Source organism: Brasilonema sp. UFV-L1, assembly GCF_012912105.1.
Taxonomy (GTDB): domain Bacteria; phylum Cyanobacteriota; class Cyanobacteriia; order Cyanobacteriales; family Nostocaceae; genus Brasilonema.
This window is the reverse complement of the sequence record NZ_QMEA01000019.1, coordinates 22,455-41,674: the sequence shown is the minus strand read 5'-3', so window position 1 is coordinate 41,674 and position 19,220 is coordinate 22,455. Positions and strand designations below refer to the sequence as shown.

General features: G+C 41.6%; 12 protein-coding genes. 4 read left to right on the top strand and 8 right to left on the bottom strand.

The features are described 5' to 3' along the window. Positions 1-355 precede the first annotated feature (355 nt). The 3 genes from DP117_RS08505 to DP117_RS08495 all read right to left on the bottom strand — a co-directional run bounded on the left by DP117_RS08505 (position 356) and on the right by DP117_RS08495 (position 6,291). Positions 356-2,314, bottom strand: a complete 1,959-nt coding sequence (locus tag DP117_RS08505; protein ID WP_169217885.1) for an N-acetylmuramoyl-L-alanine amidase — start codon at positions 2,312-2,314, stop codon at positions 356-358. 1,976 nt (positions 2,315-4,290) lie between these two features. Further along, positions 4,291-5,715, bottom strand: a complete 1,425-nt coding sequence (locus DP117_RS08500) for a cation:proton antiporter (protein WP_169217884.1) — start codon at positions 5,713-5,715, stop codon at positions 4,291-4,293. Positions 5,716-5,874: 159 nt separating this feature from the next. After that, positions 5,875-6,291 carry an EVE domain-containing protein gene (locus tag DP117_RS08495; protein WP_169217883.1) on the bottom strand — a complete coding sequence of 139 codons (417 nt, stop codon included), beginning with the start codon at positions 6,289-6,291 and terminating at the stop codon, positions 5,875-5,877. Positions 6,292-6,805: 514 nt separating this feature from the next. On the opposite strand from DP117_RS08495, the gene DP117_RS08490 reads away from it, so the two are divergent. Next, the gene (locus DP117_RS08490) at positions 6,806-7,561 is read left to right on the top strand and encodes an SIMPL domain-containing protein (RefSeq protein ID WP_169217882.1); all 756 of its coding nucleotides are present in this window, start codon (positions 6,806-6,808) and stop codon (positions 7,559-7,561) included. A 163-nt stretch (positions 7,562-7,724) separates the two neighbouring features. Here the strand turns inward: DP117_RS08490 and DP117_RS08485 are convergent, their stop codons facing one another. Next, entirely contained in the window at positions 7,725-8,081 is a 357-nt protein-coding gene (locus DP117_RS08485) for a single-stranded DNA-binding protein (protein ID WP_169217881.1), read from the bottom strand. A 329-nt stretch (positions 8,082-8,410) separates the two neighbouring features. On the opposite strand from DP117_RS08485, the gene DP117_RS08480 reads away from it, so the two are divergent. The 3 genes from DP117_RS08480 to mreD all read left to right on the top strand — a co-directional run bounded on the left by DP117_RS08480 (position 8,411) and on the right by mreD (position 10,967). Then, positions 8,411-9,454, top strand: coding sequence for a rod shape-determining protein (locus DP117_RS08480; RefSeq protein ID WP_339381098.1), 1,044 nt, complete (start codon positions 8,411-8,413; stop codon positions 9,452-9,454). A 76-nt stretch (positions 9,455-9,530) separates the two neighbouring features. Next, complete coding sequence (mreC, locus tag DP117_RS08475) at positions 9,531-10,349, top strand: rod shape-determining protein MreC (RefSeq protein ID WP_169217879.1); 819 nt, start codon at positions 9,531-9,533, stop codon at positions 10,347-10,349. A 3-nt stretch (positions 10,350-10,352) separates the two neighbouring features. Then, a complete protein-coding gene (gene mreD, locus DP117_RS08470) occupies positions 10,353-10,967 on the top strand; it encodes a rod shape-determining protein MreD (RefSeq protein ID WP_169217878.1) in 615 nt (204 codons plus the stop codon). Positions 10,968-11,208: 241 nt separating this feature from the next. Here the strand turns inward: mreD and hepA are convergent, their stop codons facing one another. The 4 genes from hepA to DP117_RS08450 form a co-directional block, all read right to left on the bottom strand. Continuing rightward, positions 11,209-13,077 carry a heterocyst formation ABC transporter subunit HepA gene (gene hepA, locus DP117_RS08465; protein WP_169217877.1) on the bottom strand — a complete coding sequence of 623 codons (1,869 nt, stop codon included), beginning with the start codon at positions 13,075-13,077 and terminating at the stop codon, positions 11,209-11,211. Between the two features lie 184 nt (positions 13,078-13,261). Then, positions 13,262-14,128, bottom strand: coding sequence for a heterocyst development glycosyltransferase HepC (gene hepC, locus DP117_RS08460; RefSeq protein WP_169217876.1), 867 nt, complete (start codon positions 14,126-14,128; stop codon positions 13,262-13,264). 1,618 nt (positions 14,129-15,746) lie between these two features. Further along, positions 15,747-17,981, bottom strand: a complete 2,235-nt coding sequence (locus tag DP117_RS08455; protein ID WP_169217875.1) for a polysaccharide biosynthesis tyrosine autokinase — start codon at positions 17,979-17,981, stop codon at positions 15,747-15,749. Between the two features lie 24 nt (positions 17,982-18,005). Continuing rightward, positions 18,006-19,106 (bottom strand): glycosyltransferase, encoded by a 1,101-nt coding sequence (locus DP117_RS08450; protein WP_169217874.1) that lies wholly within the window; start codon positions 19,104-19,106, stop codon positions 18,006-18,008. Positions 19,107-19,220: the final 114 nt, after the last annotated feature.

Below are 19,220 nucleotides of genomic sequence, written 5' to 3'. Positions count from 1 at the left end.
TAGGCGATCGCCCCCTGTGAGTACTCCACACGCTACACCCCAGAGTACTTGTCTTTTGGACTTACGACACTGAGGTTTCCTCAATTGCATAAACAAATGACTAATGTTGTCAAAAATTATATTTAATAATCAAGCAAAAGAGTAGTTTTAGGTAAGCCAATGTTTCAGTGTCAGTTGGTAAAAAGCTGGAGACATGATGTCTTGCTTCTGAACAAGGGTCAGGATGTAAGATGACTTAAACACATTATTCCCCTACATCTCCATAAACAATGTCACAATAAAAACCGGAACTAACGTTCCGGTAAAGGAGCTGGATGAAGCCAGTACCAATTGATAGTCTGGCATTTTAAGTGCTTTACTTTTGTTTTAAGTACTGAAGAACACCACGCGCGATCGCCTCTGCCATTTGATTTTGATACAGTCGGTTTGATAGTTTAGCAGCGTCTTCTCGACCAGTGAGATAGCCTGTTTCAACCAAAATAGAGGGCATAGAACTTTTTCTGAGGACGTAAAATCTAGCTTTGCGCACGCCACGGTCTTTCACATTAACACTTCGGAGAATGCTGTTATGAACAATGCGAGCTAAGCTTAAACCGCTGTCATAATAGTATGTTTCTAAACCACTCACTTCAGGACGATCTGCACCTGCTGAGTTAGCGTGGATACTAACAAAAACATCAGCATTAGCTTGGTCTGCCATTTCTACCCGTCCTGGAAGGGTGACGAAATAGTCAGCATTGCGGGTGAGTAATACTTGTACGTTATTTCGCTGTAAAATTTCAGCAATTCGTTTGCTGATAGGCAAAATGATATCTTTCTCTCGAATTCCCCCAATACCAAATGCTCCAGGGTCTTTACCACCATGTCCTGGGTCAACAACAATAATAACTCGTCCCTTAGGAGCGCGAGGCTTCTGGGCTGGAGGATTGCTTGCTACGTTCGGTGATGTCAAAGGTCGTGGGTTTGGTCGTGGTATCGCAGGTAAAGCAAGTAGAGGTTCAATTGAACGGTTACGTTCTAATCCTAAAGACAGAAGCTGACCACTCAGTTGATTAATTTTTCCAATTCGCACTCCCGCTGCTGGTTGAACGTAGACGACAACAGTACGTGGGTCCTGTTGTTGTAAGCGGATGCGAAGAATCGGGCTACTCGCATCCAAATTTGGACCTTTGACGGAAGAAGCCAACTTCGCATTGGGAATGGTGATGCGGTACACACCAGATGACTTCTCCCAAGTCGTATTAGCAACAGAAGAGAGACGTTGGTCTGCTTTAATCAGCAGTTGCGTACCAGTCGCGCCGAGTTCTACAGACTCAATTGTGGAGATTTCGTTGCTTGTTGGTTTCTCTACAGTCGCAGTCCAAGAGTTAGCTGAGGAAGGACCAGAATCATTGTTTCTAGGCAAGTTGTTACTTGCGTAACGATCAGGTAGAACGACTAAACCACTGGAATCACCAGCACTGCTTGTGCTTATGCGCCAGTCAGGGCTGTCTTTGTCTACTCGCAACGCCATCCGAACACCAGGTGGTGTTTTTTGCAGTTGAATCATTTCAACACGGTTGACACCATGCTTATTGATAGTTCTATCGCGATCGCCAAAATTAGGTGACAAAGTGGCACTAGGAATGTCAATAAAAATGGTCTTGCGATCGCGACTGCGAATAATTTGAGTCTGAGAATTTCCACCACTAGTGCGGAGAAAAAAGCCATCTCCTGTAACTTGTAGACTCTCAACTTGAATTGTTCTTTCTGCAACAACAACAGCCTTAGAGAACTCTGGTTTTTTCTCAGGTTCAGAATCTATTGTCACCACACTGTAAATATTTCTTGGCGGCGAGATGACAACTTCTTCAGTTTTGGGGCTTGTAGTTTTTGGGCTGGAAGATGGTGGCGAGGAGGCGATGCCCTCAGCTTGTGGTGTTGGTAATTGTACCGTCCAGCGACTTGCTGTTTTCCCTTCAAATTTTACCTGCTTGGGGTCAAGGGTATAACCAGGACTCAGTTCAACGACTATACGAGTTGTTTGTGGGTCAAATTGACCAACACGAACAGACCGAATTGCACCGCCTACCGACTGGGTTAACTGTGGACGCCCAAAATCAACTCCTGGCAAATCAATAACCAATCGCGTAGGGTTAAAGACAAGTTGTGCCTGAGGTTGAACTGGACCTTGAGTATTAATTTCCAATCGGTTTTGATTGGCATCAAAACGCCAAGATTGAAGTTTTGCTGCTTGTGCTGCTTGAGCAGGCGACGATAGCATTAACAGACTAGTCGTTACAAAAGTACCAGGTAGTAACCAGTGGGTTTTCACAGTGTTTTCTCCTGATTCGTATTTATCAGAGCCGTCATAACTTAAAAAGCACCCAGAAAACAAAACGTAGAACTCAGCACAGCGAACAGTTATCAGTAAACAGTACACAGTGAATTGATAACTGTTAACTGTTAACTGATAACTGAATTCTAAGTTCTTTGTTGATCAAAGTTTCGGTAAATTCTCACACTATCACCGTCCACATCTTAGCTTTAGTGGCATAAGCATCATTTTCTGCTCTTATCAAGACACAGTTATAGTGGTGATTTTTGAGATGCAATCTGATTTTTGTGATAGGAAAGCGTATCATTTACCTAATACTTATTAAGGTTTTACCATTAGGAGTAAAAGTTGTTCTGTATTAATCTTTATCAGGAACTCAAATGCATGAGTAGCGTCAAATTCTAGCACACTGCCAATAGTTTTTCTTGCCGTTATGGCATTTTTGATTTGTTAGGTGTTTGATTTTAGATGATCGATGATCGATTGTTGATTGACTTATGAGTTACTAATTTTTTGGAATTTTCACGCTTTGTTCTTCAATCACAAATCTAAAATCATTAGTCACTCCGAGTCAGTACCTGAATCAAAGAATAAAGTATGAAAGATACAGGCAAAAGATTAAGAAAGACTTTGTACTTTACTTTATACTTCATACTACCCTTTGCAGAGCTCTTTGGAGAACACTTGTACAGGCCTGACATGAGGAGGGAGTTCATTGCCTGGAGTTTGTTCAACCCCAATACCAGTCTGCACTCTTACGAGAAGCCCAACGGGAAAACCGTCATTCGGGCTATTTCATCCCTGCCTTGTCTATAAGTAGGGCATTTCCTCCGTGGTGACACATGAGCCTTTGGAATTTTCCTGTTGATGCTCAGCTCTAGGAGGATTTTCCTCTATAGGTGAGTACATGTCTCCTAAGGCACATAGTGCCTCAAGAAATCAAAGCGCCTTGGTGGTTTTACTGTGGGCGTAGTCGGGTATTCGTTTTAATAAAGCGCTTTGATTTATTTTTTTGGAGTTCCCTAACACAGAGCGTACAGTACAGGCAAAGCCGTACCCGAAACATAAAGCTTCAAGCAGGATAGCAACTCCCGTTAAAGTGTTTGTTGGTAGCCAAACACTTCATCCTCAAAAAGGGATTTTTTACAGAGTCTAATTTGGTGGTAATAAATACACCAACTGATAACACTGCTACTGTTTCCTGATGTGATGTTGACTGATAAGCGCACCTGTTTCACTGCTAATGAAATAGCCAAGATTGAATGAATGAACAAGAAAGAACTTTGAGCAAAAAGAACATTCCCAATCTTAGTGGTGTTTTAGAACAAACTCCTTAAAATTTTAATTTTAGAGGACGAAGATTTAAGGATAAAAGTTTCCATTAGTCATAGCAAAGTTACACATTCTTCATATTCTAGAGTTGAAATTAAAGACTGACTTGACTCTAGCAATTGCAACAGGGAACTGCGGCGAGAAATTAGACAGATTCAGGTAAGTAAGTTGGCGTTAAACAATCAAGTTATGTAACAAAATGTAAAATTACCAAATAGCATAGAAATGCCTCATTCCACAGTTTTTACAAAACTCAACATACATTGGATTGATCATGCCAACTTACTTACACCTCTAATACAGTTCGGATAAGCAAGGGAAGCACGGGAGTAGGGGGAGAAAAAACGTTGATCACCAACCGTATTGACCCATAGCCAACCTGCCTAGCGTACGATGCCCTGAAGGGGCATCACATCCCCATAAGAAATAATACGGATATTAGATGAATGTGCCCGGAAATATTGGGGATTTTTCGCCGGTACAAACTCCAATAATCGCAACAGAAATAAAGCCATTGATGGAGTAAACTGTTGCCACAATTGATGGAGGAAAATAGACTGAAAACCTCAATCGGAGAAAATAAGAACTCAGTACAGAGCTAAATACAGACGCTGTAAATCATGCGTCTGTACTTTAGATTTTTATTTATCGTCTTGAGAATCTGGTGGTTGCATGACTAATGATTTTTCCGAAGAATCGTCTAAAACCAGTTCCTCTGTGACTGTAGCAACACTTGGTTCTGGAAATACGAACCGCAGAAGGGGAGGTGCGAGAAAGGTTGTTAGGATGACCATCATAATAATTGCGGCTTCCAAAGGTTTCGAGAGAATGCCAATGGAGGAACCGATACCGAGAAACACCAATCCAACCTCGCCTCTAGGAATCATACCCACACCAATTGCCAAGCGGTTTATTTGAGGTTGACCAAATACACTCAAGCCAGTGACAACTTTACCCAAGATGGCAACAACGATCAGAAAAATCGCCATCACTAAACCTTCGCGGTTACTGGGGATTGCTGGATTTAAAACTCCTAAATCAGTTTTTGCACCAACAGTCACAAAGAAAATGGGCACCAGCATATCGGCAATAGGGACGACTTGTTTTTGCAGTTCTACACGTTCATCTGTTTCGTCTAAGACTAAACCAGCTGCAAAAGAACCTAAAATTGCCTCTAATTGAATAGTAGCAGCAAAGTATGCCATCACAAAGGCAAAGACTAATGCTGGTATCACTAATCCACCACGAGTTTTTAACTTGCTAGCAATTGCTACAAAGGTATTACTGAAAAGATTTCCTAGAACAATTGCCCCTAACAGAAAGCTACTCGCACTAATGATCAGATAAATGACTTTGCCTACATCCACTGAACCTTCTTTTGCAAGACTTGCCACTACTGCTAAAACGATAATTCCCAACACATCGTCAATAACAGCAGCGCCTAAAATAATTTGCCCTTCTTTTGAGTTGAGACGCCCAAGTTCTGATAGTACCTTGGAAGTAATACCAATACTCGTAGCAGTCAAAGCTGCACCAGCAAAAATTGCTGGTACTGCTGGAATGCCAAACAAAGTCATTAATCCTACAGTACCAGCAGTAAAAGGTACCACTACCCCCACTACTGCGACTACAGATGCTTGGATACCAACAGCTACTAAGTCTTTGATGTTTGATTCCAAACCAATTTCAAACAGCAGAATGATGACACCAAGTTCTGACAATACTGAAATGACCTCAGACTGCTTTGTAAAAACAGCATCAGCAGCGTCTGGACTCAGACCTGCAGTGCTTTGAAGGAAGGTCATGATTAAAGAGTTGGAACTATCTGCCCCTCCTTCTGGAAAGACTAACAGATGGAGGACAGAGATACCAACTACTACACCTCCTACCAATTCCCCTAATACTGGGGGTAACCCAAAGCGGTTTGATAGTTCCCCACCAACTTTACTGGCAAGGTAGATGACAACTATACTGAGCAGCACTGCTGCTAGTACTAGTGAACTATCTGCTGTTTCTGTCGCTGTTGCGAACAAGGGAAATGAGAAGGTTATGAGATTTAACTGCATTGGTTATTTTGGAAAATCCTTCCCTTTCAATTTACAAGTTTGTTGAAAATAAGGTTGTTGAAACTACTTTTTCGGAGTTTACGTCCTGGAACTCAGTGGCTTTGTTTACCTTGCTCGTTCGCCAATAGCCGTAACATACGCACTCTCGCGGGTGATAAATTAATTTATGCCACTTGTTAATTCCAGAAGGCGTTGCCAGTGAGATTCTGACACAGGTACTACAGATAGTCTCGTCAGGCGTAGTAAGTCAAAACCTTCAAAATTTCTTCCATCCTGCTTAATTTGGGTGAGGGTGACTGGCTGAGGTAATCTTCGTACAGCTCGTATTTGGATAACGACTCGTTTACTATCATCTAATTTTGGGTCAGGATAAGGTTGAGTGACGACTTCTGCTAGACCAATGACTCGCCGCTCTTTGCCTGTGTGATAAATAAGTACCAAATCACCAATTTCCATCGTACGCAGATGCTTAAGAGCCAACGGATTGCTCACTCCATCCCAAACTGTACTGCCATCCCGTTCTAAATCGCAGTAAGAATACTCTTGTGGTTCTGTTTTCAGCAGCCAGTATGGCACAAATATTCTCCTTTATTTGTTTGTAGTTAACAATTGACTTTCAGTTCACTCAAATTCAGAATATGGCACTATGTCCAGAGGACATGCTGCTTTGTTGGTGTAGCCTGCACTTTGCGCATACGTGCCACGCTGCGCGCTTCACGCATTCGCAATCCGAAGAAATTAGTCGGGTAAGGTTCGAGCGTCGCCGCTCTTCCCTCCCCGCGCGAACCGTGCATGAGACTTTCGCGCTCACACGGCGAAAGTCCTACTTCAAGCGAGTTGACTTGGATTTAGTTTCTAAAAATGTAACTGCTCAGACTTTTGACAATGGTCGTGTCAAAGTAAAAAGATACCACCCGTATAGATGCACTGCTAGCTGTGTCTTCAAGAGTGGATAGGGAGTGTAAGTTGTTAATTGTGTATTGTTTTTTGTTAGCGATGAAAGGTTAGTTGTTGATTAGAGCTAACCTCTCGCGACTTCTTACAATTTAACCAAATCCCCATAAGTTAATAATTTTTAGAGGAGTGTTTTGTGAATACAAATGCTGTATTTGGTTCTCAGGTAAATACTGGGAACTGGTTGAAGTTTTTATCTTTAGCATTGCTTGTATGTGTCAGTTGTACGCAACCTGCGTTGGCGCAGCAGAAAGAGAGAATGTTGCGTACTCTAACTGTTAATGGTCGCGCAATGGAGGCAATTCCTACAACGTTGTCTCAAGTCAGTTTGGGAGTGGAGGTTCAAGGGAAAACAGCACAACAAGTTCAACAAGAGGCTGCTCGCAAATCATCGGCTGTAGTCGCTTTACTCAAGAGCCGTAATGTGGATAAACTACAAACTACTGGCATTAGTCTTAACCCAATTTATAATTACGACAATAAAGTGCAGCGTATTACAGGGTATGCGGCTTCTAACGTTGTGAGTTTTCGCATTCCGACTGAGCGCGCTGGGACTTTGTTAGATGAAGCTGTCAAGGCTGGTGCGACTCAAATTAGCAGCATTAGTTTTGTTGCTAGTGATGAGGCGATCGCCGTTGCTCGACAGCAAGCTTTAAAGGAAGCTACTCAAGATGCTCAACAGCAAGCTCAAGCTGTTTTGAGTGCTTTGGGTTTTCAGTCGAAAGAAGTCGTCAGTATTGAAGTCAATGGAGCCAGCGCACCTCCACCGCCACCAAGACCTGTTTTGCGTGCTGAATATGATGGTAAGCTGGCAACACAAAATGCTTCCACCCCCATAGTTGGTGGTGAGCAGCAGGTGGAAGCTACGGTAACGTTACAAATTAGTTATTAGTCATTAGCTTTACCTATTTTGACCAAGAAAGGGGTGTAGGGGTATAGGGGTGTAAGGGTGTAGGGGACCCAGTACTGCAGGAGCGTCTCCCTCCGTAGGTACCTGGCGTGGGGGAGAGGATTATCTAGCCCGTGACCCCCCTAATTTTTGACGCTTGACTAAATTAGAAGTTCTCAGGGCTGAGATCTACGTCTGCTTCATCCCGTTTAGAACCTAATAATTGCAGTTGCTCCACAATAATAACGGGTGTGGAGCGATTTGCTCCTGTTGCGCGATCGCTCCAAGTGTCAAATTTTAAGGAACCTTTGACAGCAATTTGTTTGCCTTTACGCACGTAATCACCTGCTATCTGCGCTGTTTTTCCCCATAATTCGAGATTAAACCAATCAGTATGTTCGTTGTCTCTTGTGCGCCGATTGACAGCAAGTGTTAACTTACACTTTACACTACCTGACTCGAAATATTTCATATCCGGGTCAGTTCCTACACGACCGATGAGGGTGACGATATTTATACTCATGTGCTTATTTAGTACAAGTGTACTTAATTGTCATTATCATAATAGCGAATTGCTAAGCTACGAGTGGAGCTTCAAAAAAAATAATGACAATTACTGAAACAAATGATATATATTGCTCTGTAAAAACTCTAAAACAATACGGATAAGCTGACACACTTAGAGAAAATAGAACAGTAGAAGCTTGAGACTGGTCAAAGATTACAAAAATATATATAACAAAACTAATCTAGTTTACTAGACTCAGGTTAAAAAACGTAATAGGATTCTGCACAATTCTCACTTCGTGTTAATAGTCAAAAAATTATTGTAATAAGGGGGCGTAGAGACGCGTGGGTCTTTTTAGTAAATTTTCCTTTTCGCGGGATATGGGTATTGACCTTGGTACCGCGAACACCCTCGTTTATGTATCTGGTAAAGGCATTGTTCTGCAAGAACCTTCTGTGGTGGCGATTGACCAAAACGATAAGGTTGCATTAGCAGTTGGCGAAGAAGCAAAAAAAATGCTTGGTCGGACACCGGCGAATGTGATTGCGTTGCGCCCTTTGCGCGATGGTGTGATCGCTGACTTCGATACGGCTGAGCTGATGTTAAAAAGTTTTATTCAAAGAGTCAATGAGGGCAAATCCCTAGTATTACCTAGAATTGTGATTGGTATTCCTAGTGGAGTCACAGGTGTAGAAAGAAGAGCTGTCATGGATGCGGCTTCTCAAGCTGGGGCAAGAGAAGTTTATTTGATTGATGAACCAGTAGCAGCAGCTATTGGGGCAGGATTACCTGTGGCTGAACCAACAGGCAATATGATTATTGATATTGGTGGTGGCACAACAGAAGTTGCTGTGTTGAGCCTGCAAGGGACAGTGCTTTCTGAATCAGTGCGTATTGCTGGAGATGAGCTGACTGAAGCCATTATGCAGTATATGAAAAAAGTTCATAACTTGGTTATTGGGGAACGTACTGCTGAAGACATCAAAATTCGGATTGGATCGGCATATCCAACTCATGATGATGATGACGCCATGATGGAAGTCCGAGGCTTACACCTGCTTTCTGGTCTACCGCGAACTGTTACAGTTAAAGGACCAGAAATACGTGAAAGTATGTCAGAACCGTTGTTGGTGATTATCGAAGCGGTAAAGCGGACTTTGGAACGCATCCCGCCAGAATTGGCAGCAGACATCATTGACCGAGGAATTATGCTAGCTGGTGGAGGTGCGCTGCTCAAAGGGATAGATACTTTAATCAGTCATGAAACTGGAATTGTTACACACATCGCTACTGATCCATTGTGCTGTGTTGTGATGGGAACAGGTCGTGTGTTGGAAAATCCCAAGCAGCTAGAAAGGGTTTTCAGCGGACGCTCTCGCAATATGTAACACAACCAGAATGAAATATTGGGTTCTTTATAGAATCCAATATTGTAAATTATATTACAGCTAGAAAAGGTTTCTTATGTTTACGGCACGTCGCTGGTGGGAGCGCAGAGGCTTACAAATAGGTTTGGTAGGTATTATTGTTGGTGGTGCTTGGGTTCTTCGACAAACTCAAGGTGTACTTTTGTTTGAGATGTATCAAGAGATAACTCGTCCAATCCAAATGTTGCAGACACCACCACCTCAAGAAGATCGTCTGAAGGATGCTCGATTTGCAGAATTGCAAACTCAAATTGTAGAACTGCAAAGGCAAAATAAAAAGTTAAAAGAATTATTACGCTATGTGGAAAAAGAACCCAAGTCATCGCGCCCAGTTCTGGCGCGTGTGATTGCACGTGGTGCTGATAATTGGTGGCAACAAGTGACTCTCAATCGTGGAAGCCTTGCAGGACTTCAGGAAGGTTATGTTGTCAGGGCTGAGGGTGGATTGGTGGGTTTAATAGAAAGTGTGACTCCCAATACCAGCCGCGTGCTGTTAATTAGTGACCTTAAGAGTCAAGTTGGTGTGACAGTGAGTCGCACAGGGGCAAAAGGTGTTTTGCGAGGAGACTCCTCAGCAGAAGCTGTTCTGGAATTTTATGAAAAAGTTCCAAATGTAAAACCAGGAGATGTAGTTGCCACATCTACCTATAGTCAGAAGTTTCCTTCGGGATTAGCTGTGGGACGAGTGAAGTCACTGGATCTCAAGAAACTTCCAGCATCAGTTGCGAAAGTGGAAGTTTTCCCGTCAATACGCTCTCTAGATTGGGTAACAGTATATCCTAAACCAGAAAACCCACAGTCAGAAAATATCGGTTCTGCAAATCAACAGTCAGAAAAATCAAAAAAACCTAATTAAACAATGAGGATTCCTCAATTACATAACAGTAGACAAAAAAAGCCAAAATCGCCAAGACGAAAATCCAAAATTCAAATGACTCCCCTTTCTCGTTGGCACCCGCGCCTACGTCAACTCACTGATTGGGGGATAATAGCAGGGTCAGTCATGTTATGCTTACTGATGTTGCTAGTTCGAGTTCCCGGTATGGAATTATTGGGAATTGGACCAAACTGGCCAGTGATTTGGGTGGTTGCTTGGAGCGTTAAGCGTAGTGCTTTAGCTGGCGCATTGGCAGGAGTTGTTCTAGGTCTACTGCAGGATGCAATGACATCACCAGACCCAACTCATGCTCTAAGTTTAGCTGTGGTAGGAAGTCTAACTGGTTTGCTACAAAAGCAGCGTTTCATACAAGAAGACTTTATTTCTATTGCCTTAATTGTATTTGGTATGGCTCTGTGGTCAGAGACAATTTTTGCATCGCAGTTAATTTTAATGGGCGATCGCAATCCGGCAGATGTTTGGACATATTTCCAGAAGGTGGCTCTTGCTTCTGCCATTCTCAGTAGTCTCTGGGCACCTGTGGTTTATTTTCCCCTAAATCGTTGGTGGGAGCAGTTAAAAATAGCCCAACAATGAGCCAAATTCAATGCTTGTCGGTGAAGGGGAAAAGGGGAAAGAAAAAATCTTTAACCCAAACCCAGTAACAATTTTCCAAGTTAAGTTGAAAGTTCAAGGTGTAAAACCCTCCCAGTTATTGATATCAAACTATCGCTGTGTTAGCGCAACGCCTCACTCCTCAAAGGAGCGAGGCGCGCTGTAGCATAACTCTCAACCAGAAACTTGTCTGTTTATGATATAAGATAAGTCGTGTACTTTTTCAGCTTGTCTGACCCAACTCATGCTGCATTTGGTGATATCTCCAAAGCTTACCGCGTTGTTGCAACAATTCTTGATAATTTCCTTGCTCAACAATATGTCCCTTCTCAAGCACGACGACTTTATCTGCTTTAGCAATTGTTGAGAGTCGATGGGCGATCGCAATCACTGTTCGTCCAATTGAAAGCTTTTCTATCGATTCCTGAATTAACCGTTCTGATACAGAATCTAAAGCGCTCGTTGCTTCGTCTAAAATCAAAATTTCTGGATCGCGTAACAAGGCGCGAGCAATAGCAATCCGCTGTTGCTGTCCTCCTGATAACCGACTTCCGCGATCGCCTAATATTGTATCAAAGCCTTCCGGCATTTTTTCAATAAATTCTAGTGCATTTGCTAGTCGAGCTGCTTCTCTAATTTTTGCTTCTGTTGCTCCTTGTGTACCGTAGGTAATATTCTCCCAAACAGAAGTATTGAAAATAAATGTATGCTGACTAACTATAGCCATTTTGCGACGTAGAGAGTTAACCTCAAACTGCCGCACATCAACTCCATCAATAAAGATATGCCCTTCTGTGGCATCATAAAATCGAGGAATTAAATCCACTACTGTTGTTTTACCAGCACCAGAGGAACCCACCAGTGCCGTCATTTTTCCCCGCTCAATTGAGAGGGTAATATTATGTAACACTAAATGAGTGGGGTCGTAGCCAAAATCAACAGATATTAAGTCAATCGAGCGCTTGAAGCCCAAAAATTCAATATTGCCGTTCTTAAAGTATACTTTGTTCTCCTCTGTCAAAAGTTCTTTAATGTTTTCTAAAGAACCACTCAATGTGCTGAGATAGGCTAGTGTTCCGTTCATGTCTTGAAGCTGTGGTGCAACGCGAACAAGAACAAACAAAAATGCCAATAATGAAGCAGCTTCTAATCTCAATAGAGTGAAAGAGATAATGATTATACTGATAAGAACCGTAGTGACTACACCTTCAGCTATTGGTTTCACCAGTGTCCAAGCATACACAACTTTGATAGAAGCATTCAGTAAGTTTTGACTTACTTTGTAGAAACGCTGTCTCTCAAATTCTTGTGTTCCAGATGCATGTACAGTACGAATTCCATTAATAAATTCTAATGCTGTTGAGTTAAACTGACCGTTAGCTTTAGAAATTCCAAAACTGGTTTCTCGTACTCTAGAATTTAACGTTGTTAAGCCTACTGCTAAAAGTGAGAATACTGGAACTGAAATGATAGATAACTGCCAAGATATGGCAAACATAGAAATAAAGTAAACAGTTACCATCACTAGCCTAGTAAACACGAAAGCTACTCCACTGAAACCCTGTTTCAGCCTCTCAATTTCTGTCGTCATCGTATTCACGATTTCGCCAGACCGAGCTTCGGTGAAGTAACCTAATGGTAAAGCTTGTAACTGCTCAAAAATCTGCTGACGTAAGCGGTTTGCAAGATTTAATTGAGCAGATTCTGTATAAATTCCTGCAAAGTAATTAAAGCCTGCACGAGTCCAAGTACTCAATAAAATCAAAACAGATATTACAGAAACCTGTATCTGCTTTATCTTCTGAGGATCAATGTTTTCTGCATTTAAAGATTTTATCCAACTATCCAACCAGATAAAACCTGTTGTGGGTGAGGCAGCATTACCCGTTAAGCTTTGTAAAAAGGAAAGTAGAAGCCCAACACTGAAACCCTCAAACGTCGCTGCTAGGAGGGTAAATACTATAGCCAATAGAGTTAACTTACGAAAGTGTAGTAACTCTCGTAAGATTAAATGGTTTTCTTTCCAGAATTTAGTCGTCTGGAGCAGACTTTTGAACAAATTACGAACTGGTCTGGAAATTGTAACATGCATTGGTATTGTTCAATAGTAACGTAGCATAGTAAAAGATTATATTCAATGACTCTGACTTCTTGGGAAAACGAAAAACTGTAAGTTGTGTTTGCCAATATATGCTCGTAGATAGTATTGCTGTCATTAACAAAATTTTGAGACATTTTTTGTTGCTAACAGCTCATACTTACTACGCACTAGTCGATCACAATATTTGGCTATCCAGGTGTAACAGCTTCGACTCTGCTTCAACTTCCCATGACCTCACTATTCCTGGTAGTCTGTTGAGCTGTCGTTGTGCTTCTGGACTTAGCCGTACTGCATCTTCCAAAGTCCAGCAACGAGGTCCAGTCAGACTCATTTCACCGCGTAGTACATTCAATAGCTGTGGCAGATTATCCAATCCATACTTACGCATCCATCGTCCTAGTGTTGTCAAATTCTGACTTTTTTGCCCATCACACAAAGTGTCTTGATAGGCGATCGCCTTTTGGCTAACTCCTAGAGGGAGCATAGCTTGATCCACAATTGCTTTTTTGGTAACTTTAGTTGTGCGAAACTTGAAAACCTTAAAAAGTCTTCCCCGCTCTCCAACACACCATTGGCTGGAAAAAAGCGAATTTTCTTTTGGTGAGGAAACACGCATCAACAAAATTAATCCCAACATTATTGGACTTACGGCAAGCAAAAATATCAACGCTGTGAGCCAGTCAGTCAAACGTTTTAACCACCACAATACTGAGTCTACTGATTTTGAGTGTTTTTCACTAGAAGGTATGCGCAGGAATATAGGTTTGTTGGCTTTTTCGCATGCATCTGCCCAAAATTTTAACCTTGCTTCACCAAGTTTTGGATCTATGCGTACTAAATTTGTGGGAGAATGTTTTAGGCACTCTACTAACGATTCTTTTCTATCCAGTGAAGGCATATAAGGTTGCTTTATCACTCCAATAGGTCTAACCAGCAACTGTCCCTGTCGCCATTGAAGCGTGCAGTACTGGGAAGGATTATCTTGTTGCTGCTTCACACTATAGTAATTCTGTAATGCCGGTATTCTTGGAGTAGTTGTCATATGTATTTTCACTCATAGTATAGTAGATTGCTAACCTCATGCTGCTCTAATATCAAAAGCTGTCAAACGTAAAAATATCGAGCGGCATTTTAAATTGCTGACTCAAAAACTGAAAGTCGTTAAGTGGAAAAAGCTAACACTAACCCCTACTAAGAATTTCACATCTCGGTTAATTTTTTTACCGCTGATGTATATGAAACAACAATTGTAGTTTTCAAAGAAATTTCAGAAACTCTACCCTTGTGTTTTTTTGGGGTATTTAATAACTAGGATATAAGATGCCGTAAGAATAACGGTTGCAGAAAAAAATTCTTTATTTACTCTTTAAACATTCAGGACTTTTTTCTGAGAATTATTAAGTTCTCGTGAATAAGAGAATTTTTGTAATTACGAAAAAAACTTCTTGTTTGTCAGATGATGCAATGATAATCAAATTTGATTTAAGCAACTCAAAAGCGAGCATCCCAATGCATGAAAAAAGACGAGTCGTGGGAGCATCTTGCTCCCACATTTTCATCAAAGCGTGCTATTAGACCAAACTGCAAAGGTTCATAATTCTAAACATTTGGGATGTACCCATTCAAAAACGCTTAATGAACACAAGTCAGAAAAATCTATAAATTTTATACATTTATTTAAATTTTTATTGATCTTTTTATTGACATTATCTTCAGAAAATGATTGGAAATCAAATAAAAAAAACTGATTCAGATATCAGACTTTTTTAATTTTAATGAAAAACAATTCCGCAACCCAGTTGTCACAATTCCTTCTTAAGAAGTTTTTTAAAAGGAATTCTGTAGAATTGGGTTGCAGAGTAAAAGGGTAATTTACAGCAGAACTCAGAACACAGAACTCAGGAGTAAAATAGCCTTCATACCTGGCGCGTGAAGTTTAGGTTCTGTACCTCACGCACGAACAAACTGCTGTATATCTTGCACTTTTGTCAAAAAGCGCGGGTTTCTTGAAAATGATGACGCAAGCCTGACCTTAATTTTCACCTCAGTTATCCGGTTTTTAGGTCTTGTTGAAAATGCTACAAGATGTCAGGTAACAGTTTCTCACCAGAATATTATGCAGATTTGGTGGTCAACAATGAGGTGGTGGTTTGAATCCCCATCTGATTGCATTCTGAGGGAAGTCACCAAATCCTCCTCCTGCGCTCAAGAGTTACTGAGTTGTATTTTCAAGTTAGTCATTCATGGGTTGGGCACTCCCCTTGGCTTGGGTGAAACCATGACAAAACAGGACTTCCTTTGCTCGCGTGTACTCATGGAGTGCTCCCACAGAACTTTAGGAGAGGCATGCATAGGCGGGTTTTTTTAAATGACTCTTGCGAATTTCCAAGTTAACCCGCCAATGAATAATGCGTCAACTCGTTTTACCCAAGTTCGTAGGCGCTTGCTTTAAAAATACACCAGAAAAAAATATGGCATATGCTACTTTAGAAGAGCATATGCCGTTATGAAGTAGCCCAACTAAACAAAGACTTAGGACGTGCAATGCCTCCTTGTATTGCTATAACTCGGTCTTACTCGGCGTCCACAGCCAGACATTCTGCTTCCCAAGGCGTATATAATTTCAGTCATGCTTAAAAGTCACGCTAGCTTCCGTAGTTTTATTTCTCCATTGCTTGTTGCAGTGCAAATCGCTGTTGATGAGCATATGGCACAAATGTACTAGTAGAGTTTGAGACTCCATTTGCCACAACTCCAAGTAAGTTTAATCTGCTGAGCATAGCTGTCGCTTGTGTCAGTTGAGCTCGAGTCACTCTACCGATGCTAGCGACCATAACCACTCCACGACAAGATGATGCCGTAAGCATCGCATCCACTAAACCAATCACTGGAGTTGAATCTACAAGTACCAAATCATAGTTGTTCTCGAATGTTGCCATTAATTGCTGCATTCGAGGTGAACTCAACAGATGAGCTGGGTCAGCAGGTGTTGGTCCTGCGGTCAAAATGTCGATGTAGGATGAGCCTGAGGATTGGATACCAATCTGATTCGGTATTGTGGTGTCACCTGCTAAGAGTGTTGAAAGCCCCTGCTCGTTGGGAAGATTCAGTTGTTTGTGCAGACTGGGAGCACGTAGGTTGGCATCAATTAGGAGGACCCGTTTATGTAAACGAGCAGCACTCATTGCCAAACCTAATGCCAGACCGGATTTCCCATCATCTGATAAAGCTGAGGTAACCATCAAAGATTTGAACGAAGAAACAGAGTTCAAAAGTTCAATGTTTTTATAAATAAGATCTAGAGATTCCCAACGCGGTGAGGATTGCAAGACTTGAATTGTCCAAGGAGCTGGAACGTCTGGCTTACCGAAAGGTAACTTGATAACTGATTCTCTGGTTTTAGCAGGTGGTAACTTGGGAGTGGTGCCCAGTATTGGTAAAGCAATCTGTTTCTCCAACTCAGCTGTGGTATGAACAGAATCATCAGCTGCTTCACGGATAAAGGCAGCAATACCTCCTAACATTAACCCAACCACTGCACCTAACATCAGGTTCTGCTGGAGGTTAGGACCTAGTCGTCCACCCATTTGGGGTTCTTCCACCATTTCCCAGTTAAATCCTCCTTTGGCAAGTTCTTGCTGTAGTCGCTGTTCTGCTTTTCTAAGCTCCTGCAATCTTTCGCGGCTAAGTTGTACTTGCGGCTGTAGGCGACCGTACTCAGCTAATAAAATGGGAAATTTTTTCAGTGACTCAGTTAGTTCTGCTTCTTTCTTCGCCAAAACCTGGTCTTTTGCGCTTAAAGACAGTAGTGTTGTTTGTGTGTCCACTAACCTCGTTGCCAGAGTCAGATCAATTTGGCTCTTCTGTCCTTGCTGTAGCAGAGAGGATGATTGACCACTGATTGGAGTAGACTCTGATCCTAAGGTTCTTCTTTGTTCTTCTTGCAATAATGCCTTTTGGCTTTCAAGTTGCGCTGCTAACTTCTGTACGTTCGGAGCGTCCTCTGTAAAGCGCACGCGTTCCTGTGATAATGCTATTTCTGTTTTTTGGTATTCGTTCAGTAATGCTTGATAGCGAGTCGATTGACTCAGACGAGCTTCAACAAGAGCGTTCTGTGGACTACTTTGAAGTAGCTTTTGTAAATTTTTATACGTTTCCTCCGCTTCTTTAAACAAGGAGCGAGTTGTGCCACGCTCTTGCTGAATTCTGATCAATTCGTCCTGTATAGCTTTTGACTGGGACTCTGGATCTATCAGTTGCTGTGTTTTGCGAAACCTTTGTAAGTTAGCCTCAGCTGCGCTAACTTCTTCAGTCGCTCCCTTTAACTGCTTTCTAATATTTCTAAGCCCTTTTTGTAAACGGTCACCCTGCTGCTGAATGTTGTAATCTATATAAACTTTCCGAACTGCTTTGAGAACTTTATATGTTTTATCTGGATCTTTCCCAGTATATTGCACCTCAAATATTTTCGTCGCAACATTATCTTCTTTGTTTTTTATTTGACTTAAAGCCAAAGAGCTTTGCAACTGACCGACACTCATATCTGGATATTCCAGCTTGAGTAGATCAACTGCTCTTTTAAGTAGACTAGAACTTTGCATTAACTTCAGTTGGGTTGCAACGTCTACCTCAACATTAGGGTCGGTAAATTGACTGTCTACGCCATTCCCACCACCTTCTTTTGTTCCTTGATAATTAGGTTCTACCAACAGCTGCATTGAGCTTCTGTAGGTAGGAGGTGTTCTTTTTGTGATCACACCTGCAACAGCAATAGAAGCCACAAATGCTGCTAAAAACCAAGGAAATCTGCGTATTAAAACCGCAAACAGTTGTCCGTAACCCGGTTCTGACTCAGTGACTGGATTTCCATATGGACTAAGACTGCTCTGAACCACTTTTACTATCCCTCAGCTAACAAATTAAATGAATAATGTATTTACAGTACAAGCTTGTCCAATAACTTGCTCGACTTTGTTAAAGAAAGCCTCTTGTGAAAAGTTTGTCACTGCATGATTACGAATGTTTTCGTAATCCCAATAGATTTCCCTGGCTTCTAATAGTGCAGCTTGCAGCGATTCGGGTGTTTGTCTGTTAAAAAAGACTCCTGTTTTACCAGGTATCTGAGTATCTAATACCCCACCCGCTCCAAAGGCAATGACAGGTGTTCCACTGGCATTTGCTTCTACTGGAACTAATCCATAATCTTCAAGGGCTGCAACAATAACAGACTTTGCTTTAGAAAACAACTGAGTGCGTTCTGTATCAGTGACGTGTCCTAAAAATTCAATATTAGATAGTGCTTGAGACTGTAACCTCTCTTTTTCTGGACCACTTCCTGATATTAGCAACGGCCATCCCAGCCAGTTAAAAGCTTCGACTATTATATCAAGACGCTTGTAGCTGATCATCCGAGCTGAGGCCAGATAAAAATCTTCTTTGGTATCTGAAAAAACAAATTTATTTGTGTCAATCGGATAGTTAATAACAATAGCTTTTTTCTTGTAGGTACTTTCAATACGACGAGCGACAATACTGGAGTTAGCAATGTAAAGGTCAGGTTCCTGTGCATAGGCAAGGTCTACCTTTCTCATCATTTCAAAGACTTGTTCGATTAATGGAGCAAAATATCGATAATCTCCATACTCACGTAAATACGTTTCTGTATCCCACAAAAAACGGGTAATATTATGACAGAAACAAATATGGTACCCCTTCGGATTCTTTCGCACTGCTTTAGCAAAGCTTGTGCTACTGCTGATAATCAGGTCGTAGTTTTGTAAATCTAAGGCGCGAAAGGCTGGAAAATACAGGGGAGCCATCAATCGAAAATACTTCGCTGCTCCTGGAATATTTTGCAGGAAGGTTGTGTTGATGATGCGCTCACCAATGTCAATGGTTTTTTCGGGGTCGTATAAGGAAGTAAAAACGTCTGCTTCAGGGTAGCGCTTACAGAGTAATTCAAAAACGCGCTCTGCCCCTCCCTTCTGGGTTAAATAATCATGCACCAAAGCAATTTTCATATGATTCCTGAATGGATTGACTCCATATAACTATCTACAAGTGGTGATAGGTTTGTTCCGAATACTGCACCCACTGTTAGCAGTTCACAGACTTTAAATGCAAATCTGACTCAC